The organism is Pseudomonas sp. Q11, assembly GCF_024494355.1.
Taxonomy (GTDB): Bacteria; Pseudomonadota; Gammaproteobacteria; order Pseudomonadales; family Pseudomonadaceae; genus Aquipseudomonas; species Aquipseudomonas hefeiensis.
Genome location: NZ_JAKNQY010000012.1, coordinates 119,513 through 142,700 on the forward strand (window position 1 = coordinate 119,513; position 23,188 = coordinate 142,700).

At 55.7% G+C, this 23,188-nt stretch carries 19 protein-coding genes, 4 tRNA genes, 1 pseudogene and 1 riboswitch; of the genes and pseudogenes, 9 read left to right on the forward strand and 15 right to left on the reverse strand.

Features of this window, described 5'->3' with window-relative positions:
- Nucleotides 1–72 precede the first annotated feature (72 nt).
- From MA884_RS14735 to MA884_RS28050, 5 genes and pseudogenes are all read left to right on the forward strand, one after another.
- Entirely contained in the window at nucleotides 73–960 is an 888-nt protein-coding gene (locus MA884_RS14735; RefSeq protein ID WP_256231210.1) for a helix-turn-helix domain-containing protein, read from the forward strand.
- Nucleotides 961–1,120: 160 nt separating this feature from the next.
- Nucleotides 1,121–1,747, forward strand: coding sequence for a cytochrome P460 family protein (locus MA884_RS14740; RefSeq protein WP_256231211.1), 627 nt, complete (start codon nucleotides 1,121–1,123; stop codon nucleotides 1,745–1,747).
- Between the two features lie 346 nt (nucleotides 1,748–2,093).
- Complete coding sequence (locus MA884_RS14745; protein WP_256231212.1) at nucleotides 2,094–3,074, forward strand: YeeE/YedE thiosulfate transporter family protein; 981 nt, start codon at nucleotides 2,094–2,096, stop codon at nucleotides 3,072–3,074.
- A gap of 1,106 nt (nucleotides 3,075–4,180) precedes the next feature.
- Nucleotides 4,181–4,369: pseudogene (locus tag MA884_RS28045) on the forward strand (HAMP domain-containing protein); the annotation flags it as partial.
- Nucleotides 4,361–5,233, forward strand: a complete 873-nt coding sequence (locus tag MA884_RS28050; protein ID WP_371134781.1) for a methyl-accepting chemotaxis protein — start codon at nucleotides 4,361–4,363, stop codon at nucleotides 5,231–5,233. The pseudogene MA884_RS28045 and the gene MA884_RS28050, both read left to right, overlap by 9 nt.
- Before the next feature lie 636 nt (nucleotides 5,234–5,869).
- On the opposite strand, the gene MA884_RS14760 is transcribed toward MA884_RS28050, so the two are convergent.
- From MA884_RS14760 to MA884_RS14770, 3 genes are all read right to left on the reverse strand, one after another.
- Complete coding sequence (locus tag MA884_RS14760; RefSeq protein ID WP_256231215.1) at nucleotides 5,870–6,415, reverse strand: carboxymuconolactone decarboxylase family protein; 546 nt, start codon at nucleotides 6,413–6,415, stop codon at nucleotides 5,870–5,872.
- 35 nt (nucleotides 6,416–6,450) lie between these two features.
- Entirely contained in the window at nucleotides 6,451–7,068 is a 618-nt protein-coding gene (locus MA884_RS14765) for a nitroreductase family protein (protein WP_256231216.1), read from the reverse strand.
- 455 nt (nucleotides 7,069–7,523) lie between these two features.
- Entirely contained in the window at nucleotides 7,524–7,940 is a 417-nt protein-coding gene (locus MA884_RS14770) for a cupin domain-containing protein (RefSeq protein WP_256231217.1), read from the reverse strand.
- A 92-nt stretch (nucleotides 7,941–8,032) separates the two neighbouring features.
- On the opposite strand from MA884_RS14770, the gene MA884_RS14775 reads away from it, so the two are divergent.
- A complete protein-coding gene (locus tag MA884_RS14775) occupies nucleotides 8,033–9,442 on the forward strand; it encodes a PLP-dependent aminotransferase family protein (protein WP_256231218.1) in 1,410 nt (469 codons plus the stop codon).
- Nucleotides 9,443–9,862: 420 nt separating this feature from the next.
- Here MA884_RS14775 and MA884_RS14780 read toward each other — a convergent pair.
- A tRNA-Arg gene (locus tag MA884_RS14780) sits at nucleotides 9,863–9,939 on the reverse strand.
- A gap of 524 nt (nucleotides 9,940–10,463) precedes the next feature.
- Here MA884_RS14780 and MA884_RS14785 point away from each other — a divergent pair.
- The gene (locus MA884_RS14785; protein WP_010226671.1) at nucleotides 10,464–10,790 is read left to right on the forward strand and encodes an Arc family DNA-binding protein; all 327 of its coding nucleotides are present in this window, start codon (nucleotides 10,464–10,466) and stop codon (nucleotides 10,788–10,790) included.
- 121 nt (nucleotides 10,791–10,911) lie between these two features.
- Here MA884_RS14785 and mgtE read toward each other — a convergent pair whose 3' ends face one another.
- Entirely contained in the window at nucleotides 10,912–12,354 is a 1,443-nt protein-coding gene (mgtE, locus tag MA884_RS14790; RefSeq protein ID WP_256231219.1) for a magnesium transporter, read from the reverse strand.
- A gap of 322 nt (nucleotides 12,355–12,676) precedes the next feature.
- On the opposite strand from mgtE, the gene MA884_RS14795 reads away from it, so the two are divergent.
- Nucleotides 12,677–13,183 (forward strand): cell envelope protein SmpA, encoded by a 507-nt coding sequence (locus MA884_RS14795; protein WP_256231220.1) that lies wholly within the window; start codon nucleotides 12,677–12,679, stop codon nucleotides 13,181–13,183.
- Nucleotides 13,184–13,222: 39 nt separating this feature from the next.
- Here MA884_RS14795 and MA884_RS14800 read toward each other — a convergent pair.
- From MA884_RS14800 to ltaE, 7 genes are all read right to left on the reverse strand, one after another.
- A tRNA-Arg gene (locus MA884_RS14800) sits at nucleotides 13,223–13,299 on the reverse strand.
- Between the two features lie 72 nt (nucleotides 13,300–13,371).
- Nucleotides 13,372–13,448, reverse strand: a tRNA-Arg gene (locus MA884_RS14805).
- Nucleotides 13,449–13,555: 107 nt separating this feature from the next.
- A tRNA-Ser gene (locus MA884_RS14810) sits at nucleotides 13,556–13,646 on the reverse strand.
- Nucleotides 13,647–13,708: 62 nt separating this feature from the next.
- Nucleotides 13,709–13,897, reverse strand: a complete 189-nt coding sequence (gene csrA / locus MA884_RS14815; protein WP_003178872.1) for a carbon storage regulator CsrA — start codon at nucleotides 13,895–13,897, stop codon at nucleotides 13,709–13,711.
- Nucleotides 13,898–14,079: 182 nt separating this feature from the next.
- On the reverse strand, nucleotides 14,080–15,321 hold the full coding sequence (locus MA884_RS14820) for an aspartate kinase (protein WP_256231221.1): 1,242 nt from the start codon (nucleotides 15,319–15,321) through the stop codon (nucleotides 14,080–14,082).
- 89 nt (nucleotides 15,322–15,410) lie between these two features.
- A complete protein-coding gene (gene alaS / locus MA884_RS14825) occupies nucleotides 15,411–18,035 on the reverse strand; it encodes an alanine--tRNA ligase (protein WP_256231222.1) in 2,625 nt (874 codons plus the stop codon).
- Nucleotides 18,036–18,181: 146 nt separating this feature from the next.
- Entirely contained in the window at nucleotides 18,182–19,186 is a 1,005-nt protein-coding gene (gene ltaE, locus MA884_RS14830) for a low-specificity L-threonine aldolase (protein ID WP_256231223.1), read from the reverse strand.
- A gap of 205 nt (nucleotides 19,187–19,391) precedes the next feature.
- A riboswitch (FMN riboswitch) is annotated at nucleotides 19,392–19,559 on the forward strand.
- Nucleotides 19,560–19,658: 99 nt separating this feature from the next.
- Here ltaE and MA884_RS14835 point away from each other — a divergent pair.
- The gene (locus MA884_RS14835; RefSeq protein WP_256231224.1) at nucleotides 19,659–20,168 is read left to right on the forward strand and encodes a 6,7-dimethyl-8-ribityllumazine synthase; all 510 of its coding nucleotides are present in this window, start codon (nucleotides 19,659–19,661) and stop codon (nucleotides 20,166–20,168) included.
- A gap of 150 nt (nucleotides 20,169–20,318) precedes the next feature.
- Here the strand turns inward: MA884_RS14835 and astE are convergent, their stop codons facing one another.
- The 3 genes from astE to astB all read right to left on the reverse strand — a co-directional run bounded on the left by astE (nucleotide 20,319) and on the right by astB (nucleotide 23,041).
- Nucleotides 20,319–21,326 (reverse strand): succinylglutamate desuccinylase, encoded by a 1,008-nt coding sequence (astE, locus tag MA884_RS14840; protein ID WP_256231225.1) that lies wholly within the window; start codon nucleotides 21,324–21,326, stop codon nucleotides 20,319–20,321.
- A gap of 11 nt (nucleotides 21,327–21,337) precedes the next feature.
- Nucleotides 21,338–21,625 (reverse strand): topoisomerase II, encoded by a 288-nt coding sequence (locus MA884_RS14845; RefSeq protein ID WP_256231226.1) that lies wholly within the window; start codon nucleotides 21,623–21,625, stop codon nucleotides 21,338–21,340.
- 69 nt (nucleotides 21,626–21,694) lie between these two features.
- Nucleotides 21,695–23,041 carry an N-succinylarginine dihydrolase gene (astB, locus tag MA884_RS14850; protein ID WP_256231227.1) on the reverse strand — a complete coding sequence of 449 codons (1,347 nt, stop codon included), beginning with the start codon at nucleotides 23,039–23,041 and terminating at the stop codon, nucleotides 21,695–21,697.
- Nucleotides 23,042–23,188 lie beyond the last annotated feature (147 nt).

Consider the following 23,188-nt stretch of genomic DNA (forward strand, 5'->3'; position numbering starts at 1 on the left):
TGAATCATCGACCGAAATATATATAAGTACCCCCAACAATAATCAGCGGGACATCTTATAAGAGAGGCTAATATGGCTACCCTATTCCTCCCTCATGCCACACCTAATTCCGCCGCAAATCAAACGTATACCATTGTCTGCGCTCGGTCTCTAAAGCAGAAGGGACGCCAGCATTATTCATCGCTCAGCGGCCAAATGACGATATTAATATTTTTAACGGAAAACGGCGCACTGTCGTTGACCGAAGCCAGTATGTGCAAAGAAGTGGATATAAAATGTGGCACTTGCATCGTTCTCGGGGGCGCCGACAACAGCCGAGCGGTCACATGGGAACTGCAGAACAGCTTCGTCGAAATAATGATCGATGAGAATTTTTTACTACGAACGGTTGAAACATTAAAGCTGAATTTTGCGTGCCTTAAGAATATCGTAGCGCATTATGGACCGGAGTCAGGCTTTGATTGTGTCGCGCGTCGCGTAGTTGAGAAAATGGGCGAGGGAATCAGTTCCTGCGCGAGCCTTGTCAGGAATGGCTTCCACTGTCCAGCTGCAGCGCGCTTTATTTTGGCAATGCTGCTAAAGGGGCGTAAAAATCCCGAATTCCACTTTGAGATGGGGTTACCGAAATTACGGTTGCCAGAGCCTAGATTCACCAAGGTCGCTGAATACATCAACCGACGCATTAGCTCCTCAATTCATGTGGGGGAGCTTGCGAGCATTGCAGCACAAAGTCACTTTCACTTCACCCGCACGTTCAAAGCCAGAACAGGACAATCACCTCACGCGTACATTCTGGAACACCGAGTGCGTCGTGCCGAATATATGCTGGCGGAATCAACCTTGGGCTTGGCGCAAATTTCGCAGGAATGCGGATTCAGTTCTCAATCCCATTTCAGCACTGCATTCAAACAGCATATCGGTATTACACCAGGACAATACAGGGATCTTTGGCTCTGCTAATTCATGGCAACCAATAGTTTTACAGTAGAAGCGCATGATTCTGAAACCACGAAAGGTCATGTCCAACTATAATCTATAAGACCTCACTTTTGGGGCTAGAAAGAGCAATGCGGTATTCTCAGAACCTCATGAAGCTTTAATTCCAAAGCAGGTTATTAAAATGAACGCCAATCTCAAAAATCTCGTCGTGTTTACGATGCTACTAATCTCCTCGCTCCCAGCGCTATCAAAAGCGGCCTCGTCCCCGCCACCGACCAGTGGGGCCCCGCCTACCTATTCACAGACGTTCAAAAAATATGTGGATGAGAATGGAAACATAAAGGTACCGAAGGACTATAGGACGGAGTTTGTATTTCTGGGCTCCTTCGCCGTGCCTGGCGGGGATTCATTAGGGGGATTAAAAGAGCTTCATCAAGTGTACGTCGATCGAGATTCGATTGACTACTATCGAGCCCATGGACAATTTCCTGATGGCGCTATGCTAATTAAAGAGTTGCAAGGCACCGCCGCCGCTGACCTGACAACTGGTCACGCGTCATTTTGGGCTCAGGGGCTAGGCTGGTTTGTGATGATCAAGGACACCAAAGGCCGCTATGAGAAAAGTGGGATATGGACCGACGGATGGGGATGGGCTTTAATTGCTGAAGGCGCCCCGTCTGTTACCACAAACAAAGATACAAGCACCTGCATCGCTTGCCATACTCCTGTGAAGAAAACTGACTGGGTACACGTTTGGGGATACCCTCTTCTCGATGCACGCGAGAAAATCTCAACGCTCAACAACTAACGCCCAAGGGGTCGCCATTCGCAAAGAGTTAAATTAATGAGCTTAGCAAAGTGGACCGGAGGCAACATCGGCTTTTCATTAGGAAAATGCCGAAGGTAGAGAGTATCAAAGCAGCCTGCTGACCCTATACTATGCTGCCAATTCATGAGTAAATTGCTCTTTTATAGAGCACCCGATGAGGCACTGGCGTAACCGCTGCCATTTAACCCAGAAGTCTGGATAAAGGGCAGCGGTGTTGCGCCCTTGCAACTAGATAACGGCATCGTCCGATAAAGTCGCCCGAACACATTGATTTTGCTCATCATCCAACTCAAACAGAATCCCCACGTGATCAGGATCGACGCGATTGCCATACTCGCTTAATCTAATAATTATAAGTGCGGCCCTTGCTTTCATCATGGGCTTTGCCATAAGACGTGGTAGCATTTGTGCAGTAGCAGCAGTCAATCATTGGATAAACCATAATCATAGCGTCCATATTCGTGCGTTCATCACCGCTGCCTCATGGGCGGGAATTGTTCTCCTACCTAGCGCTTGGCTTTTTCCAGGCGTAGTAAACCTTTCACCATCTTACCTTCCTTCTGAAGTTACCGTCATTGCCGGAGCACTATTCGGCTTGGGTGCTTTCCTCAACAGTGCTTGCGTGTTCGGCACTATTGCCCACCTTGCAAATGGAGAGATGGATTATACTGGAACGTTGATTGGAATGTTCATAGGTGCTCTATTGAGTTCTCTTGTTACACTCCACCCAGACAGTCTTCATTTAATTAATCTAGCGACACCCAGTGTATTATCCATCTGCATTTGGGCCACTTTTATCATAATCGCTTTTCGTGACATCGATTTTAAATATTGCGTTATAGCACCTGATAACATAAACGTTCCTCATACAGGTATATGGAGCCCTTGTTTTTCAATGTTCGTGATAGGGACGTCTGGTGGACTGCTCCATGCGACCATCGGTAACTGGGGATATCTGACGATGCTTTCCCATAGCGCAACTGCACTTCTCAACCCATCTATAGCCGCTATCCCCCTCCAAGTCTTTACAGCCACTGGAGCACTCATCTGTGGCGCAATCGTCGCCGCAAGAAAGACGCGTAGATTAAAGTTTCGTAAACTAAGAATTTTGCCATTTTCTCGAAAACTGGTTGGAGGTTCGTTAATGAGCTTTTCCGCAGCGATCATCCCTGGTGGCAACGAGACGTTATTATTGCATGGTATCCCGTCGCTTGCCCCACATGCCATTATCGCTTATGGGGTAATGCTTGTTGTATTAGCCGGGCTATTTAAATTTAACCAAAAAGCTTACGCACGTTCTGAATAAGACACTTCTAATCTGCCTAAGTATACTCGGCAGCCTAGAACAATAATGGCGCCGTTGAAATTTTCGGCTCAAGCAATAGAAACGTACCAAACGGAAAGCTCTGGTTGATCATTATCATATTTTTTGATGACGATACGAGCGCACAGCGTGCATAACGGCAAGTTAGTCAACTTCGGCCACACCGACAATATCAATTAGCCTAGCTGACGAACGGTATAAATGGCATTTTTTTGAAAGAGCCACATCAACTCTTGCGCTATCCTCTCACTCGCACAACAACTAATCAACAGCCCGCAAGATCCGAATCTGGACACCTAAGCTTGTGGCTCCACTCTTTCGCTTGGTGTTTTTTTGGCGAACCCATTGTTTCACAACCTTTTATTGTTTCGCTCGCCCCTACCTAGTCCCATTCAGTATTTATTGATCCTGCAAGGAGAGCCAGTTTGTCTATTCAACGTCTTTTCACACTAATTTTTAGCGCCATTATTGTTACCACGGCGATACTCAGTTTGCTTGTAGTGTCAATGATTCATAATCAGCGAAACCTCAGCGAACGCGAGGAAAATCGCTACCAGTCCTACTTGCTCGCGGATGAGCTACGTCAGGGCTCTGATGATTTAAGTCGTATGGCTCGAACCTATGCAGTCACTGGAGAGAGCCGCTACGCCAGGCTGTACCAACAGATTTTGTCCATTCGGAACGGCCAGGAACCTCGGCCTTCTAATTACAGTTATCCATACATCGATTTCCTCGCGGCCGGTCAAAAGGCTGGTGGCGAACTCGGTCCTTCTGTTCCGTTATTAGAGTTAATGCGTCGTCAGGGAATGAGCGAAGCAGAACTGGCTAAGCTTGAAGAGGCTGAGCATGCGTCAAATGAATTAGTTAACCTTGAATCTCAGGCAATGGACATCGCCTCGGGGGCGAACGGCACACTACCTGATCTGAGTGCATCTACTCATTTAGTCTATAGCCCCCGTTACGACGCAGAAAAGGCTCGCATTATGGCGCCGGTTAAAGATTTTTTCGTCCTGCTCGACAAGCGGACTCAACTTGAAGTAGATGACTTACGATCTGCTGGCTCTATCCACATGGGTGCGGTGAGCCTGATGGTCCTCTTACTGATAGTCATTGCGGTAATCGGCATCATCACTATACGACGCAGGGTTGGCGGCGCTCTTTTGCGTCTCTCTGGTGACGCTATGCGGGTTGCCGAGGGGGATCTCAATACCCGCTTGGATGCTCGCAGCACTGGGGAATTCGGGGTTCTATCTCATGCATTCGGGCAGATGGTTGCCAGGCTACGCGAAGTGGTACACAACGTGGTGCATTCGAGCCGCCAACTTAGCGTCTCTGCGGAACAACTGACCAGCACCACCCGAAGCACATTGGAAAATATCAAACAGCAAGAGCTGCACACTGCGGAGGTTGCAACAGCTATTACGCAAATGGCGGCCACTGTGCAGGACGTCGCGCGCCACTCGGCCCAAACAGCTGAAGCGGCCCATAAAGCTGACAGGTCAGCCGCGAGCGGTCGTGAAGTAGTTGAGCAAATGATGTCAACTATCCAGCAGCTGTCTGGTGATATCGGCAAAGCCGCTGAGGTGGTTCAGGCCCTGGCGGCGGACACTTCTAGTATCGGCAGTATCCTTGATGTGATTCGCAGTATTGCCGACCAGACCAATTTGTTAGCACTCAACGCCGCTATCGAAGCTGCAAGGGCTGGAGAGCAAGGCCGAGGTTTTGCCGTAGTGGCAGATGAAGTGCGTAATCTCGCGAAACGCACTCAGGATTCGACTCAGGAAATTCAGGATATGATCTTGCGTTTACAAGAGGGCGCAAAACAAGCAGTAGACGTTATGGATCAGAGTCGTAGCCAAGCTGAGGCTGGCTCCCGCCAAGCTGACAATGCCGGGCATGCTCTTGAAAGCATCACTCACGCAAATCGAGTGATCAGTGACATGGCTGTCCAGATTGCCAGCGCAGCTGAAGAGCAAGCTGTGGTTGCTCACGACATAAGTCAACGAATAGAACAAATTCGAGAGCTTGCCAGCCATAACGCCGCAGGCTCCGATCAAGTTAGCATTGCCAGTGAAGGAGTCGCTCGTCTTGCTGAAGGCCTAAATGCCCAAGTAGGCCATTTCAATCTCGGACATGCATAGCCTTTTAAACAAAAGTGGCACGTGAAATACCACAAAACCCGACCAGATCCGGCTGCCTCCAAGGGCGTGCCGGATCGCAAACACCGGACAGTCTCGTAGGGCGGGCTGCCAAGGTCGCTGGCGACGACAGTGCAGTCGCGTATTCTGGCGAAGCATGTGGCAGGGGGGCAGAGGCAAAGTCCCGGCGGCCGATACGTGCACCGCGCGTGACCTCAAGGAGCTTTTTTACGATCGCTGCCGAAAGCTGGCGACTGTGGGATTCTGGAGGCGAGCTGCAATCAATATGGAGGATGTTCATGCGAACGATCCCCATGACTTTACGCAGTCGATCACGACTGTCCTCATAATTGACTCTCCTCGTTCAATCGCCGTCATGTCGAGCCCTTGCCGCACCGCCGGACGCGCATTGGGCGTCGGCAGGGAAAAGAGTTACAGGCGATCCGGGTACTGCACCGGTCAGTGTGTGGAATCGAATGATCGAATGCCACGTTCTTGCCCTAACTTGTCGACACAATATGAAAAGTCCAGACACGCCTCCAAGAATGTCTTCGGGGTGTATCTGGACTTTCACGTTACGTTCGCATCACATCAAACCTCAACGCACTATCGCAGACGGTCGATGTGACTGAACAGCGTTCAGATCGAGCCAGCTGGAGGAACGGCCGGAAAGTCCTTCTCGGGATCGAACACGTTATTGAAAAAGTTCGTAAGGGAGTACATAGCCACCAGCGCGACGATCTCCATGACATTCGCATCCGTGTAGCCCGCATCACGGACGGCTTTCAAATCAGCGTCACTGACTTTGCCGCGAGTCTCGATGACTTTTTGCGCGAACTGGAGCACCGCGTCGCGCTTCGGGTCAGTGGCACGCCCCTTCCGAGCAAGAATAATTTCATCGGCCGGCAGCTTGGCCATATGCTCTGCTGTGAAGCTGTGAACCGTCAGGCAATAGTCGCAACCATTCGCTTCGGAGACGGCGAGGCCAATACTGTCACGCGTCTTCACGTCAAGCGCCTTACTCAAGGAACCTAGCAAAGTAGCCCATGAATTGAACGCGATTGGACTTTGCGCGAAAGCCATCATCATATTTGGAGTGAACCCGATGTTCTTGGTGAACGCATCGAGAGTAGGTTTTGAATCGGCCGGCACTTGTTCCGGCTTCAGTACTGCACATCGAGGCATGGTAGTCTCCGTAAGTTCCTGCGTTTTATGAATAATTAAACAAGATCCAACACTTCAGCCAACGGACGACGCGGCTTCTGGGCCCAGTTTCCTGGACGCTCCGCGCCTATGGACAACAACATGACCGGCACTTCGTTTTCAGCCAGTCCGAACTCGCGGGTCACCGCTTGGGCATCGAAACCGATCATGGGCGTTGATCCCAGGCCTAGCGAACGGGCCGCATAGATGATCGCCGACGCACCAAAGGTGGCCGTGCGTACTGCCTCGTCGCGCTGGCGCTGCGGGTGCTCTAAATACAAATCGCGTGCAGGGAGCTCCCAATCCGACACCATCGCTGCGGGCATGACGCCCGCTTCAACCAAAGGAGCAAGGCGTTCCGGTATGACACTGGAGTCAGCCAACTGGCCGCAGATGATGAAAGTAACGGCTGCTTCAATGATCGGTGGCTGACTCCAGGCAATCGGACTCAACCGAGCTTTGGCTTCAGGCGTGCGTACAGCGATGAAGCGCCAATTCTGTATGTGGAAAGATGTTGGCGCGCTGGTGCCGATACGCACCAGCTCACGAATTTGGTCGTCGCTTAAAATGGCGGCAGGGTCGTAGTACTTAGCGGCACTGCGACTCACGATACATTCGATGACGGCGTTGGTCATGATGACTCCTATAAGTAGAGGGACACGTTGAGCAAGAGCGCTTTCGTCCTATGAGTATTCGGTTTCATTCGAGTGTCGAGCTGCGTTTTTCTCCTCTATTTCTGGGGTCAATGAACGTATGAATCGCTTTCAGTCGGCCTACCGAAGAAGCAAAACTGGCAGCGACCTTACCCGTCTACTCTCACTAGCGTCAGTTGCAACTTCACCAACGTAGAAGACAGGTCATGTCTTTTTTAACGGCGTGGACTGCTCGCCCCGATAAGTCCAAGTTCCGAGGATGATTACATCGCAAGTTTTATGTAGGTCTCTCGCGACTGGCGCCTATAAATAGTTCCATCACCGGCTGAACGCCGCTTGCATGGCACAACCGTAATCAAAACCGCCCTGAACACTTTGGCGCGCCCATCCCACCGGCACATGGCAGGCCCATGTGCACTCTCGCACTTCAGCTGGGGTTACTTGATCGGTGTCGTCAGTTCTTTGTCATTGCTGTCAACGACGAACACCGCCAGCAACTTTGCGGGTTTGGTTTTGCTCACGTTCCTACTTATAGAATGGGTCGCACCGGGGGGTTCGGACCAGCTCTCACCGGCGCGATATATGTGAGCATCACCGCCATTGACCTTTGATTCGACTGAGCCCGATACCACATACGCGTAAATGAAAGCGGATTTCGCGTGCCTGTGAGGCAACGAGCCAGCACCCGGGGGATATTCGACTTCTACAGCGATGAGCGATTTACCCGGCAAATTAGGAATTGCTTGTTCAAAATTCGGCCTCACGATATCGCCAGGACCATGAGCGTAGGAGCCAGTGCTAGTGAAAATTGCGCTTGTTACACAAAATGCAGTGAGAATCGGACGAATGATCATGTCGAGTTGCTCCGTCTTGGTCTTTGCATCTTGTACCGTCGATGGTATGAATTAAAGAACCAAGATCCCCCACCTTTGTGTGTACCAAGAATATGAACCCAGATCTGCAGATCCAGCTCGATCGGACGGCGAAGGTTTCCCTGTCAGAACAAATTCGTATGAGTATTACCAGGGCAATAGAGTCAGGCTTGCTCACACCGGGCTCCCGATTGCCTTCCTGGCAAGACCTCGCCGCGCACCTCGGTGTGGCGCGCGGTACAGTTCAAGCGGCGTATGAGCGGTTATCCGACGCCCAAATGATTGAAACATTTGGGGCTAAGGGCACACGCGTGGCACCGCGCCCCCGCGCAGCAATGGCTCAACCGGAACCACCGGAGCCGGGGGCTTTCATGAGAGCCTACGAGCGGATGAACTCCGGGCCAGCGATCTTTCAGCTCGGAATTCCAGCGTTTGAAGGTCTGCCGGTACAACTTTTCGCGCGGGCACGCTCGTCCAATCTACTGAAGACAGGGTCGTTCTCATCGCTTGTCTATCCCGACCCCAGGGGGGAAATCGAGCTGCGCCGAGAGATTGCAGGCTATCTCTCAATTGCCAGAAACCTCCATTGTTTTCCCGAACAGGTGTTTATCACTTCGGGATACAGTTCCGGCTTAGGGCTTGTTCTGCGCGTGTTGGGTTTGGACGGTAAGAAGGTTTGGATGGAAGAGCCTGGATTCTTCCTTACCCGGAAGGGGTTAGAGCTCGCGCGGTTAAATGTCATCCCGGTTCCGGTGGACGCCGAAGGCCTCAACGTAGATTACGGAATTGAGAACGCTGCAGACGCTGCATTAGCGGTCCTGACGCCCGGTCAACAAGCTCCCTTGGGCTCAACCTTGTCGTTGAGGCGACGGCTTCAACTACTTGAATGGGCCGTCTCGAACGACGCCTGGATCATCGAAGATGACTACCTCAGCGAGCTGCAACTAGAAGGCCGGGCGGCCCCGGCCTTAGCGTCTTTGGACGAGGGAAAACGGGTTATCCACGTAGGTTCGTTCAGCAAGACTGTGAGCCCTGGATTGCGCCTAGGATTTGTTGTTGCACCAATCGAACTGGTTACAGCTTTCTCTGAGGTTGCCGCAACCCTCGCCCCCGCCCCCTCACCCGTCATTCAACTCGCCACGGCTCAATTTATGCACGATGGCCACTATATTCGGCGTGTCCGTCGGCTAAAGCGATTATATTCTGTCCAGCGTAATGCGTTATGCGAGCAGTTACGGATGCGTGATGCCGAATGGGTTACGGCGGGCTTGGCAGTACTTCTCAAACTCCCTGACGGCATGCCTGACGCGCAGATTGTTCAGGAAGCGATGACCTTCGGCATGGCACCATCCCCTTTGTCAGCGTGGTTCGCCACTCCTCCAGGAAATTCAGCCGGCCTTTTGCTCGGGGTAGCAACGGCGCCCGAGCCATACATGGCTACATCGTGCCGTCAGCTGTTTGAAATCATTGAGCGTTATCGCTAGCTTGTGGTTCCAAGCTGGCTGAGTTTGACTCGGGTATCGATATTCGATGATCCAACTTCACCGCCTGTCGTTAGACTGGATGTCGAATGAAGGGCGGTGCCTTACAGCAAAGATGAGTAAACAAAGCTGTTTCAGGGACCGTATTGGAATTACCCGTTTCTGGAAGCTGAGGGGCCGGAGGCCGGCGATTACAAGACCCGTTTTATCGGCGAGACGTCGATCATCGTCGACGAAAATAGCGGCCACCACGTCAGCTATTTGGCCATCGACCGCGAAGCCGAGCGCCAGCCGAACGCGATGTTTCCCATGCCCAGCAGAGCATCCGTTCAGAGGAGCGCCTATCAGTTGCCCGACGCCAGTCATACCCCAAAGACGGCCGAGGCCGCTGTTAGCCTTCGAGGGCAGGGAGTTTGTAAAATATGGTGTCCCAGGGCAGGTTCGAACTGCCAACCTTCCCCTTAGGAGGGGGATGCTCTATCCAATTGAGCTACTGAGACACAAGTCGACCACGAGAAACGCGGTGCGTTGGACGGCGTGCATGTTAACGGTCAGCCTGGCATTTGTCATGTCGTCCATGGCTTTTTAAGTGTAGGCAAATGTACCGCTCGCCAAGTCTCCCATCGAAGAACCCGGACCGCACCGCCGCTCATCTGGCCTACCCTGCTCATTCTAGTAAATCGGCAAATCGCCACTATCCTATACAATACAAGGACAGCACCGCGCTTGGGCCTGCGTTGCGGTTATCCGCCAGACGGTATGGCACATAGACACGATGCCGTGGTCAGAAGATGCGGACCTGGGAATTTTTCAAACCAGTCCGCATTTTTGACGAAGGGTACTGGCAGAACGCCTTTACGCGGATCAATATTTGTCACAGAATTGGCGCCAATGATCTGGCAATTTTGAGGCATGATGCGGGCCTCTTAACAATTCAGGTTGAACATTTGGCTACGGACCTTGTCCTATCGACATCCCGCGGCCAATCCCGAGAACCGCTCCCCTGAACTAACCGGTTAAATATATGCGCCCAATGAAACAGGCAATTTATTCCAGCCGTACGGCTGACAAATTCGTCGTACGTCTGCCAGACGGAATGCGGGAACGCATTGCCGAGGTGGCTCGCAATCATCACCGCAGCATGAACTCCGAAATCATCGCGCGCCTTGAGCAAAGCCTTATTCAGGAAGGTGCGTTGGGTGAAGAACTGAGCATGCGACTGGACAGCCCAGAGCTGTCACTGCATGAACGCGAGTTGCTTCAACGATTCCGACAACTCTCCCATCGTCAGCAAAATGCCCTCGTTTCGCTGATTGCCCATGACGCAGAAATGGCCGCAGACGCGTCCTGATCGCACCCAAGATATTTAAGCCAGCCTTGTGCTGGCTTTTTTTTGCCTGGCATTTGGTGACGGACATTTCTGGCGCCCACGAAAAAGCTCGCCAAATTGGCGGGCTTTATTGAGGCGCGAATTAGAGCAGGAAAATCGTCGCCAACCCCAGGAAAATGAAGAACCCGCCGCTGTCGGTCATGGCGGTAATCATCACGCTGGCCCCCATGGCAGGGTCACGTCCCAATCGAGCCAGGGTCATGGGAATCAATACTCCCATCAAGGCCGCCAACAACAAGTTGAGCGTCATCGCGGCGGTCATGACCACTCCCAGTGACCAACTGCCATACAGCAGGTACGCCACCACGCCGATTACGCCCCCCCAAACCAGACCGTTGATCAAGCCCACGGCCAGTTCCTTGCGCATCAATCGCGACGTATTGCCGGTACTGACCTGGTCCAGCGCCATGGCGCGGACGATCATGGTGATTGTCTGGTTGCCGGAGTTGCCGCCAATCCCCGCAACGATAGGCATCAGCGCCGCAAGGGCTACCAGTTTTTCGATGGAGCCTTCGAACAAACCGATGACCCGGGACGCGATAAAAGCCGTGACCAAATTGACCGCCAGCCAGGCCCAACGGTTGCGCAGGGACTTCCAGACCGAGGCGAAGATGTCTTCCTCTTCACGCAGACCGGCCATGTTGAGGACTTCGCTTTCGCTCTCCTCACGAATCAGGTCGACCATTTCGTCGATGGTCAGACGGCCGATCAACTTGCCGTTCTTGTCGACAACGGGCGCAGAAATCAAATCGTAACGTTCGAACGCCTGGGCCGCATCGTAGGCATCCTCGTCCGGGTGAAAGCTCACCGGGTCACTGGCCATGACCTCGGCCACCTGCTTTTCCGGATCATTGACGAGCAATCGCTTGATAGGCAGCACGCCCTTGAGCACACCGTCGTAATCGACCACAAAGAGCTTGTCGGTATGCCCCGGCAACTCCTTGAGACGGCGCAGGTACCGCAATACCACTTCGAGACTGACATCCTCACGGATGGTCACCATCTCGAAGTCCATCAGCGCCCCGACCTGCTCCTCGTCATAGGACAACGCCGAACGCACGCGCTCACGCTGTTGGCCGTCGAGGGTTTCCATCAGTTCGTGGATAACGTCCCGTGGCAATTCGGGCGCAAGGTCGGCGAGTTCGTCGGCGTCCATTTCCTTGGCCGCCGCCAGCAACTCGTGATCATCCATGTCAGCGATCAGGGTTTCACGAACCGAGTCGGACACTTCAAGCAGGATGTCACCGTCACGATCAGCCTGGACCAGCTGCCAGACCGTCAGACGCTCTTCCAGCGGCAAGGCTTCAAGGATGTAGGCAACGTCGGCGGAGTGCAGGTCATCGAGCTTGCGTTGCAACTCGACGAGGTTCTGCCGGTGGACCAGGTTCTCGACCAGGTCGTGATGCGGGCCTTCCTGGCGATGCGTCAGGTCTTCGACCACCCGCTGGCGATGCAGCAGCTCAACGACTTGAGCAAGGCGATCCTGAAGGCTTTCCTGCGTTTTTTTTACTTCTATTTCAGTCATAGGCGAACTCCACTCCCAGCAGTGGAACACGCCGGAAGGATCAATCAGTCAGTTCATGATTGGTAAAACGGGATATTGAGTAACTACTGGGTAAGTCCATGGGATATTCCACAAGCCCCGGCGGGGCTGACGGGCGCAATCATACACCGCTTGACGCTTTAGAACGTTAAAAAATCATGGCAAGAACAAGCGCTTGCGAGACATACCTGAACGCAGATTGAACCTCTATGCCTACGACGACTTATCCTGAAAAGAAAACACACGCCCTGGTAAAAATGTAGCGGCTACCCTTCTCCTCTTCACCGTCAAGGAGGACGCCAGAATGCCTGTCAGTAGTCGCTATCTGTTTTTATTCGTCGCCCTGTCCTGCTTGCCTTTGGCGGCTGCCGAGCAAAGCGTGCATCGCTGTGAAAGTACCGCAGGGCACGTGACCTTCACCACCCTGAGTTGCCGCCCGGGAGAGACCTTGTCACTTCAGCAGATCCACCCGATCAACCCGGGCAAGGCCGCGCCGATGACAGAGACCCTGCTGCCCGAAGCGGAGTTTCGGCAAACAGCCAGCAACAAAGCCAACCGCAAGGAACCGACTGTTGTCGGCCAGCTTGAAGACCGCTGCGGGAATCTGCTCAACGCCAGGCAACGCCGCGAAGCGATCATGAACCAGCGAATCGTCAGCGGTATGAGCCAGCAGGACGTGGAAAGCGCTCTGGGCAAACCCGACTCGGTCAAAATCCGGAATTCGAGCACTCGCTATACCTACAAAGCGAAAAAAGGTCGCAGCGCAGAGATCGTATTCGATGAGAAAGGGTGTGTGAAAGGCAAATCGTAGACAGCAAAAAGCCCGCGTTAACGCGGGCTTTTTGGTGTTTGGTGCACTCGACAGGATTCGAACCTGTGACCGCTCGGTTCGTAGCCGAGTACTCTATCCAGCTGAGCTACGAGTGCAAGTTGTGGTTTTATACCAGATCACAACTGGTTGAAGCCAAGTTATTTGCATGACTGCAAACAACTCTTAAATGGTGCACTCGACAGGATTCGAACCTGTGACCGCTCGGTTCGTAGCCGAGTACTCTATCCAGCTGAGCTACGAGTGCATTTGTTGCCGCGCATTATAGGTCGCCGAATCTTTTTGTAAAGCGCTTTTTTCAGTAATTTCAACAACTTACTGAACAAGCCAGATCACGTCGCACTAAATAAATAATGGCGGAGAACGGGGGATTCGAACCCCCGACACCCTTTTGAGGTGTACTCCCTTAGCAGGGGAGCGCCTTCGGCCACTCGGCCAGCTCTCCGCAACACGGGGCGTATATTAACCACCTTCATCCCCGTTTGCAAACATAAAAATCGATAAAAATTAATGGCTTGGTTCGTCGTCCTTCTCTTTCTTGATACGCAGGTAAATTTCCTCTCGGTGCACCGCGACCTCTTTCGGAGCGTTGACGCCAATACGCACTTGGTTTCCTTTGACGCCGAGCACGGTCACGGTGATTTCGCCATCGCCAATAATCAGGCTCTCTGCGCACCGACGAGTCAGAATCAGCATACCTTTCTCCTCACGCAATTCAGTTCAGGGACAACAGTCTGCAAAAAAAAGGCATTGGACCTACAACCGAAACGGTCGCAGCCTACAAGCCTAGTATTGACCAGCGCGAGCAAAAGAACAGTTTTGAAACGCGCCTTTCAGAAAAACAAAGGGCGCGGTAAGCCGCGCCCTCAGACAACACCTTACTCGCCCTGTCGGGCAGCAGCGTCGAGTTCGAAAGCCGTGTGCAGGGCGCGCACGGCCAGCTCCAGGTACTTCTCTTCGATCACCACGGAAACCTTGATTTCCGAAGTAGAGATCATCTGGATGTTGATGCTTTCCTTGGCCAGGGATTCGAACATACGGCTGGCCACGCCTGCGTGAGAGCGCATGCCGACACCGACGATCGAGACCTTGGCGATCTTGGTATCACCCACCACTTCCCGGGCGCCAATCTCGTCAGCGGTCTTTTTCAGCACGGCTTCTGCGGCCTGGTAGTCGTTGCGGTGCACGGTGAAGGTGAAGTCGGTGGTGTTATCGTGCGCGACGTTCTGCACGATCATGTCGACTTCGATGTTCGCGGCACTGATCGGACCGAGAATCTTGAACGCCACGCCGGGGGTGTCTGGCACGCCACGGATGGTCAGCTTGGCTTCATCGCGGTTGAAAGCGATGCCGGAAATGATCGGCTGTTCCATGGATTCCTCTTCATCGATAGTAATGAGGGTGCCCGGACCCTCTTTGAAGCTGTGCAGAACGCGCAGCGGAACGTTGTACTTGCCGGCGAATTCGACGGCCCGGATCTGCAGCACCTTGGAACCGAGGCTGGCCATTTCCAGCATCTCTTCGAAGGTGATCTTGTCCAGGCGCTGAGCCACAGGCACCACCCGGGGGTCGGTGGTGTAGACACCATCCACATCGGTGTAGATCTGGCATTCGTCGGCCTTGAGCGCCGCCGCCAGCGCCACGCCCGTGGTATCGGAACCGCCACGGCCGAGGGTGGTGATGTTGCCGTGCTCGTCCACACCCTGGAAACCGGCGACAACCACGACGCGACCAGCCTTCAGGTCGCCGCGAATTTTCTGATCGTCGATCTGCAGAATACGCGCTTTATTGTGCGCGCTGTCCGTCAGGATACGCACCTGGTTGCCGGTGTAGGACACCGCCGGCACGCCCCGCTTGATCAGCGCCATGGCCAGCAAGGCGATGGTCACCTGCTCGCCGGTGGAAACGATCACGTCCAGCTCGCGCGGAACCGGCTGCCGGTCGCCGCTGATTTGCTTGGCCAGATCGATCAGACGGTTGGTCTCGCCGCTCATTGCCGACAGCACAACCACCAGGTCATCGCCCGCTTCACGGAATTTTTTAACCTTGTCGGCGACTTGTTCGATTCTCTCGACAGTGCCGACCGAGGTGCCTCCAAATTTCTGTACGATCAAAGCCATTTCAAAGCCGCCTCTGCCCATGAAGGGCGCCCAATAATCACTCAACAGCGACCGGAGCCGTCACTAGACGACGACCCCGGAGCACTGCCTTAAATACCCTGCTCTACAAATGCAACGGTTTGGGCCAGTGCTGCGTCCAGCGCGCCGGCGTCGGTGCCGCCGCCTTGCGCCATGTCCGGACGACCACCGCCCTTGCCGCCCACTGCTGCAGCGGCCTGCTTCATCAAATCACCGGCTTTGAGTTGGCCAGTCAGGTCTTTGGTCACGCCTGCGACGAGAACGACCTTTTCCTCATGGACACTGCCGAGCAGGATCACTGCGCGGCCGAGTTTGTTTTTCAGTTGATCGACCAGCGCCAACAGTGCCTTGCCGTCCTGACCGTCCAGACGCACGGCCAGCACTTTCACGCCCTTGACGTCCACGGCCTGGGCCGACAAATCGTCGCCCGCAGCGCTGGCAGCCTTGGCCTGCAACTGCTCGAGTTGCTTTTCCAGCAGACGGTTGCGCTCCAGCACAGCCGAGAGCTTGTCGATCAGGTTGTCACGGCTGCCCTTGATCAGGCTTGCCGCTTCCTTGAGTTGTTCTTCGGCGGCGTTGAGGTACGCCAGGGCCGCCGCGCCGGTGACCGCTTCGATACGACGCACGCCGGAAGCCACGCCACCTTCGCTGATGATCTTCAGCAGGCCGATGTCACCGGTCCGGTTGGCGTGGATGCCACCGCACAGCTCCACGGAGAAGTCGCCGCCCATGCTCAGCACACGCACGCTGTCGCCGTACTTCTCGCCGAACAGTGCCATGGCGCCCTTGCGCTTGGCGGTCTCGATGTCGGTTTCTTCGGTCTCGACCGGCGAGTTCTTGCGGATCTCGGCGTTGACGATGTCTTCCAGCGCCTTGAGTTGCTCAGGCTTGATGGCCTCGAAATGGCTGAAGTCAAAGCGCAAACGCTGACTGTCGACCAAAGAGCCTTTCTGCTGAACATGTTCACCCAGTACCTGACGCAACGCGGCATGCAGCAAGTGCGTAGCCGAATGGTTCAGCGAGGTGGCGTGACGCACCTCAGCATCGACATGCGCGGCTACCGGAGCGGCGATCATCAGGCTGCCCGAGACCAATACGCCGTGGTGCAGGAATGCACCGCCAGTCTTGGTGGTGTCACGCACATCGAAACGCGAGTTGCCGGCCTGCAGGTAACCACTGTCACCGATCTGCCCGCCGGATTCGGCGTAGAACGGCGTCTGGTCCAGGACGATCACCCCTTCCTGGCCTTCGCTCAGGATGTCGACCGACTGCCCGTCCTTATAGATAGCCACGATCTTGGCCGAGCCGGTAGTGGCGGCGTAGCCGGTGAATTCGGTGGCCACGTCAACCTTGACCAGGCTGTTGTAGTCCATGCCGAAGGAGCTGGCGGAGCGCGCGCGCACTCGTTGGGCTTCCATCTCGCGCTCGAAACCTTCCTCGTCGAGGGTCAGGTTGCGTTCGCGGGCGATGTCGCCCGTCAGGTCCATCGGGAAACCGTAGGTGTCGTACAACTTGAACACGACATCACCCGGTACCACGTTGCCCTTGAGCTCAGCCAAATCCTGCTCGAGGATCTTCAAACCCTGCTCCAGGGTTTTGGCGAACTGCTCTTCCTCGCCCTTGAGCACGCGTTCGATGTGGGCCTGCTGGGATTTGAGTTCCGGGAAGGCATCGCCCATTTCGGCCACCAGGGCCGCGACGATCTGATAGAAGAAGCTGCCCTTGGCGCCCAGCTTGTTGCCGTGACGGCAGGCGCGACGAATGATCCGACGCAACACATAGCCGCGGCCTTCGTTGGACGGCAACACACCATCGGCAATCAGGAAACCGCAGGAACGGATATGGTCGGCCACCACTTTGAGCGAAGCCTGGTTGTCGTTGCTGCAACCGATGGCCTTGGCCGAAGCGCTCAGCAAGCTCTGGAACAGGTCGATTTCGTAGTTGGAGTGAACGTGCTGCAGCACCGCACTGATCCGCTCCAGGCCCATGCCGGTGTCGACCGACGGCGCTGGCAACGGATGCAACACGCCATCGGCGGTGCGATTGAACTGCATGAAGACGTTGTTCCAGATTTCGATGTAGCGGTCGCCATCTTCTTCCGGCGAGCCGGGTGGGCCGCCCCAGATGTCGGCGCCGTGATCGTAGAAAATCTCGGTGCAAGGGCCGCATGGGCCGGTGTCACCCATGGTCCAGAAGTTATCGGAAGCGTATGGCGCGCCCTTGTTGTCGCCAATGCGCACCATGCGTTCAGCCGGGACACCGACCTCTTTGGTCCAGATGTCATAAGCCTCGTCATCGGTGGCGTAGACCGTTACCCAGAGCTTCTCCTTGGGCAGGTTCAGCCACTTGTCGGAGGTCAGGAAGGTCCAGGCAAAGGTGATGGCGTCGCGCTTGAAATAATCACCGAAACTGAAGTTACCCAGCATTTCGAAGAAGGTGTGGTGACGAGCGGTATAGCCGACGTTTTCCAGGTCGTTGTGCTTGCCGCCGGCGCGCACGCACTTCTGGCTGCTGACCGCACGGGTGTAGGCACGTTTTTCCTGGCCCAGGAAGCAGTCCTTGAACTGGTTCATCCCCGCGTTGGTGAACAGCAGGGTCGGGTCGTTGCCCGGAATCAAAGAGCTGGAGGCTACTCGGGTGTGGCCTTGCTCTTCGAAGAAGCGAAGGAAGGCTTCACGGATTTCTGCGCTTTTCATTAGGTTCTTCCACGGAGGCTGCGGCCAAAGGCCTGTGCAAAACGTCAACAGACGAAGCAACGGCAAAGGGCCGCATTATATCGGCCCTTCGCGTGGGGTACAGCGTGTTTATGCGATAGAAACGGTCAATTGGACCGCTTGGCGGGTCAGTTACGGGAAAAGTCGACGAAAGAGCGGATCACTTCGTCGATTTGCGCGCCGCTGACATCCATGTGGGTCACCATTCGCAGGCGTGGCGCGGCGCTGAGCTTGATGCCACGCTCGGCGGCAAACGCCTTGATGGCCTCGGCCCGCGCGCCCATCTGCACGTAGACCATGTTGGTCTGTACCGGCTCGACCTCGTAACCCGCCCCACGCAAGCCCTCGGCAAGCCGCTGGGAATTGGCGTGGTCATCGGCCAGGCGCTGGACCTGATGATCCAGGGCATACAACCCCGCCGCTGCCAGGATCCCGGCTTGGCGCATGCCCCCGCCCACCATCTTGCGCAGTCGACGCGCCTTGCCGATCAGCTCGGCGCTGCCGCAGAGGACCGAGCCAACGGGAGCGCCAAGGCCCTTGGACAGGCACACCGACACCGAATCGAAATGTTGGGTGATCTCCCGGGCATCGACATTCAACTTGACTGCGGCGTTGTACAGCCGCGCTCCGTCAAGGTGCAACGCCAGGCCGTGTTCGCGCGTGAAACGCCGGGCCCGGGCCAGATAGTCCAGCGGCAGGACCTTGCCTTGCATGGTGTTTTCCAGCGCCAGCAGGCGAGTACGGGCAAAGTGGAAGTCATCGGGTTTGATTGCGGCGGCGACTTGCTCCAGGTCCAGAGAGCCGTCCGCTTGTACCTCTAGGGGTTGCGGCTGGATAGAACCCAGCACTGCTGCCCCGCCGCCTTCGTATTTATACGTATGGGCCTGCTGACCAACGATGTATTCATCACCACGTTCGCAATGGGCCATCAGCCCGAGCAAGTTGCTCATGGTGCCAGTGGGTACGAACAGCGCCGCGGCAAAACCCAGGCGCCCGGCCAGTTCGGCCTCGAGGCGATTGACAGTTGGATCTTCGCCATACACATCGTCGCCGGTCGGCGCGCTGGCCATCGCATCCAGCATGGCGGCGGAAGGTTGGGTGACGGTGTCGCTGCGAAGATCGATAACACGCATGAATCTGGCCTCTGGCTCAGGTGGAGGGGAAATCCCTTTCGAAGGGCAATTACTGCGGGCTTGGCGCGGAATAATCAAGCCCGGTCGACGGAAAGGGCAACAACCCCCTTGTGTGCGAGCCGTGGGAGCAAGCTTTGCTCCCACGGCTCGCTCCCACAAGGGGTTATGTGTTAAAAATCGTCCGCCGTCACAAAAAGTGGCGGCGAAACGTTCTCAGGGCGGGGTGCAATTCCCCACCGGCGGTAATTGCACGCAAGGTGCATAGCCCGCGAGCGCTTGGCGATACACGGCTTTTGCGGTGCAGCGTCAAGGTCAGCAGACCCGGTGTGATTCCGGGGCCGACGGTCATAGTCCGGATGAAGAGAGAACGGGATCGGCACCCAAGGGCCGTCTGCGACCGTCTGCGCGCGACGCCCCTCGAATCCCCTTCGATTCATGACGCCCTGTTTTTTACACAAACAGGAACCAGAACATGCAACCCACCGCAATCGACAGCAAAAGCAAACATCATCCGGGCGAGCGCGTCGCGTTCATCCAGGCCTGCTGGCACAAGGAAATCGTCGACCAGAGCCGTAAAGGCTTCGTCGCCGAAATGATCAGCCAGGGTTACCAGGAAAGCGATATCGACTTCTTCGAAGTCGGCGGCGCCTTCGAGATCCCACTGCATGCCAAACTGCTGGCCAAGTCCGGCCGCTACGCCGGCATCGTCGCTGCTGGTCTGGTGGTGGACGGCGGCATCTACCGTCACGAATTCGTCGCTCAATCGGTGATCAGCGGCCTGATGCAGGTTCAGCTGGAAACCGAAGTGCCGGTGTTCTCGGTCGTACTCACGCCCCATCACTTCCACGCAGGGGAAGAACATCAGAAGTTCTTCTTTGAGCATTTTGTGCACAAGGGCCAGGAAGCGGCAAAGACCTGTGCCGATACGTTGCACAAGACCCGCGGGCTGCGTCGTAGTGAGCAGCGGGCGGTAGCGGTTTAAGGCCAGACACAGATCCAAATGTGGTCACAGATCCAAATGTGGGAGCGAGCCTGCTCGCGATAGCGATGTATCAGTCGACATCAGTGGCGACTGACACTCCGTCATCGCGAGCAGGCTCGCTCCCACAAAGAGCTTGTATTAGTTTGGGGGTCAGGCCAGGTTCTCGTCCGTCGCCGGCACAATCAGGATCCCGGCCCGCAAACCGTTCTTTACCTTGGGGTTGGGAAAGATGATCCGGGCGCCCTCTTCTTCGATCACCCACCGGGTCTGGGCAATGTCTTCGGCCAGCACATAACCTTTCCCAAGCTCCGAGAAGTTCTCGATGTCCGCCGGCAGGTTCAGGCGGAAACTGTCGCTGTGCTTGATGATTTCCCGCGCAACGCTGAACAGTTGCAGGCCGTCCAGACTGTCGTCCGATTCAGGCTCGTTGCCTTCGATGATCTGTTGCAGGCGGGCTTCCAGCAGGCTGACGTTGACGCCGTCGTTTTCCCCGAACGGCCGGGCCTTGCCCAGTTCCAGGGTGAAAGACTCGGCCCCCAACTGATCATAGGTGTACGCACTGAACACAATGGACGGTTTGTTCTGCAGCAGCACCGCCTCCATGCCGGCAGCGCGCAGCCGCGCCAGTTCACGGCGTGAATGCTGGCGACCTTCCTTCCACGGATACAGGGCAAATTGCTCGATCTTCGAACCCCGGATGGCGGTGTGCAGGTCGTAATGCAAACGACTGCGGTCCGGCACGCTGAAAAAACTGGCGGCCAACCGCTCCAATTCGCAAGCCCGCAACGCCTCGGCGCCGCCGCTAAGCTCATGACGACCGTTGAACAACCGGTTAACGTCCTGCTCGACAAAACGCTCTCCGCGGCGGATGGCCTCGGGATTGCCGAACAGAAATAAAATGCGTGCCCGTGGCTTCAGATCCCCACGGGCGATGTCGTGCAGCAACCGATCGAGCAACTCAATCGGTGCGGTTTCGTTGCCGTGGATACCGGCTGACAGCAACAGGTCCTGGCCGTTATCCCGAGCCTGGGGCGGCTTGACCTCCAGCGCGCCCTCGCTCAGCCAGCGCATCCGTACGCCTTCGACAGTCAGTTGAGTCTTCTCCGCCGGTTCACGGCCGGCGAGGGTCAGTTCAAGCAATTTGCCGAGGGCGAGCATAGCGCGGCTCCTTAATGGTCGTGGCCGCAATCCGGGCCATGGACATGATCATCGTCGCCCATCTCGGCCGGTTCCATTTCCAGTTGCAGGCTCACCAGGTTGGTCGCCAATGGGCGCAACAGCAGGTTGGCGTATTCCTCATCCCCCTCCTCGACATCGACGCCGATCAGCAACTGACCGCGGCCATCCTGCTGGATCCACACCTCTTTGCCTTGCCACATAACCGCAACGCGGGTGCAGGAGGTTTCCAGTTGGGTGCCGTCGGTGTCTTCAAGGATCAGCTGCAAGGTATCGCTCATGTTTTTACGTTCTCGTCAGGGGAAAAGGCAACGCGCCCTGCTTTGACTGTAGTCAGGTCGCGCGCGCTTTCAATTGATCTGGAAAGGATAAACCGCGCCAAGTTTAAGGATTTGTGTCAGCTCATCCAGTGCCGCCCGGCATTCGAGCAACAACTGCGGGTCCGCCAGGTCGTTTTCGGTCATGCGATCGCGGTAGTGACGCTCGACCCATTGGGTCAGCGAATCGTACAGCGGCGCCGTCATGATAACCCCTGGGTTGACGGCTGCCAGTTCGGTTTCATTGAGGGCCACGCGCAGCCTCAGGCAAGCCGGACCACCGCCGTTCTGCATGCTTTGCTTGAGGTCGAAGACCTTCACTTCGCCAATCACGCCGCCAGACCGCGTCAAACCTTGCAGGTACTGCCAGACGCGCTCGTTGCCGCGGCATTCCTCCGGCACGATCAACAGCATCGAGCCGTCGGGACGCGACAGCAACTGGCTATTGAACAGGTAGGAACGCACCGCATCATCGACGGTAACCGCCGAACGCGGCACGCACACCGACTGAAATTTCCCACCGACCTTGGCGAGTTTGGTGCTCAGCTCGGCCAGCATCCTGTCGGTCTCCAGAAACGCATCCTCGTGGTAGAACAACACTTCGCCGTTGCCCACCGCGATCACGTCATTGTGGAACACGCCCTGGTCGATCACCGAAGGATTCTGTTGGGCGTAGACCACGCCCTCCTCCCTCAGACCATGCAGACGAGCGACCGCCTGAGAAGCTTCCAGGGTCTGACGTGCCGGGTACTTCTGCGGCGCGGGGAAACGGGTATCGAAAGCGCTGCGGCCGAACACGAAAAATTCAACACCGGCCTCGCCGTAGGCCCGACAGAAACGTGTGTGGTTGGCCGCGCCTTCGTCGCCGAACTGCGCCACCGCCGGCAGCGCGGCGTGGTGAGCGAAGTGCTGCTGATCGGCAAACATCGCCCCCAGCACGCGACTGGTGGTCGGGTGTTCGATGCTGCGGTGGTATTTGCAGTTCAGGTTGGCGGCGGTGAAATGCACGCGGCCATCAGCCGTGTCGGCGCTTGGGCTGACGGTGGCCGCGTTGGCCACCCACATGCTGGAGGCCGAGCAACTGGCGACCAGCAACGGCATCGCTTCTTTGGCGGCATGCTGGATGACCTGGGCATCGCTGCCGGCAAAACCCAACCGGCGCAGGGCCGCCACGTCGGGACGTTCCTGTGGCGCCAGCACACCTTGCTGGAAGCCCATATCCATCAGCGCCTTCATTTTCGCCAGGCCCTGCAACGCCGCTTCCTTGGGGTTGGAGGACTGCTGGCTATTGCTCTGGGACGCGACGTTGCCGTACGAGAGCCCGCCGTAGTTGTGGGTCGGCCCCACTAGACCGTCAAAGTTGACTTCATAGGATTTCATCAGCGAGGCTCCACGAGAATCTGTTTTTTATAGGCATCAAGTAACGGTTCATCGAACACCGCGGCGCGGCTATCGCGGGCAAGCCTTGCTCCCACAGGTTTTGCACAGCTCCTGTGGGAGCAAGTCTTGCCTTCACAGGTTTTGCAC

Coding starts and splice junctions, on each gene's coding strand:
- MA884_RS14735 (WP_256231210.1), top strand. CDS start 73: ATGGCTACCCTATTCCTCCCTCATGCCACACCTAATTCCGCCGCAAAT.
- MA884_RS14740 (WP_256231211.1), top strand. CDS start 1,121: ATGAACGCCAATCTCAAAAATCTCGTCGTGTTTACGATGCTACTAATC.
- MA884_RS28050 (WP_371134781.1), top strand. CDS start 4,361: ATGGTTGCCAGGCTACGCGAAGTGGTACACAACGTGGTGCATTCGAGC.
- MA884_RS14760 (WP_256231215.1), bottom strand. CDS start 6,415: ATGCCTCGATGTGCAGTACTGAAGCCGGAACAAGTGCCGGCCGATTCA.
- MA884_RS14765 (WP_256231216.1), bottom strand. CDS start 7,068: ATGACCAACGCCGTCATCGAATGTATCGTGAGTCGCAGTGCCGCTAAG.
- MA884_RS14770 (WP_256231217.1), bottom strand. CDS start 7,940: ATGATCATTCGTCCGATTCTCACTGCATTTTGTGTAACAAGCGCAATT.
- MA884_RS14775 (WP_256231218.1), top strand. CDS start 8,033: ATGAACCCAGATCTGCAGATCCAGCTCGATCGGACGGCGAAGGTTTCC.
- MA884_RS14785 (WP_010226671.1), top strand. CDS start 10,464: ATGCGCCCAATGAAACAGGCAATTTATTCCAGCCGTACGGCTGACAAA.
- mgtE (WP_256231219.1), bottom strand. CDS start 12,354: ATGACTGAAATAGAAGTAAAAAAAACGCAGGAAAGCCTTCAGGATCGC.
- MA884_RS14795 (WP_256231220.1), top strand. CDS start 12,677: ATGCCTGTCAGTAGTCGCTATCTGTTTTTATTCGTCGCCCTGTCCTGC.
- csrA (WP_003178872.1), bottom strand. CDS start 13,897: ATGCTGATTCTGACTCGTCGGTGCGCAGAGAGCCTGATTATTGGCGAT.
- MA884_RS14820 (WP_256231221.1), bottom strand. CDS start 15,321: ATGGCTTTGATCGTACAGAAATTTGGAGGCACCTCGGTCGGCACTGTC.
- alaS (WP_256231222.1), bottom strand. CDS start 18,035: ATGAAAAGCGCAGAAATCCGTGAAGCCTTCCTTCGCTTCTTCGAAGAG.
- ltaE (WP_256231223.1), bottom strand. CDS start 19,186: ATGCGTGTTATCGATCTTCGCAGCGACACCGTCACCCAACCTTCCGCC.
- MA884_RS14835 (WP_256231224.1), top strand. CDS start 19,659: ATGCAACCCACCGCAATCGACAGCAAAAGCAAACATCATCCGGGCGAG.
- astE (WP_256231225.1), bottom strand. CDS start 21,326: ATGCTCGCCCTCGGCAAATTGCTTGAACTGACCCTCGCCGGCCGTGAA.
- MA884_RS14845 (WP_256231226.1), bottom strand. CDS start 21,625: ATGAGCGATACCTTGCAGCTGATCCTTGAAGACACCGACGGCACCCAA.
- astB (WP_256231227.1), bottom strand. CDS start 23,041: ATGAAATCCTATGAAGTCAACTTTGACGGTCTAGTGGGGCCGACCCAC.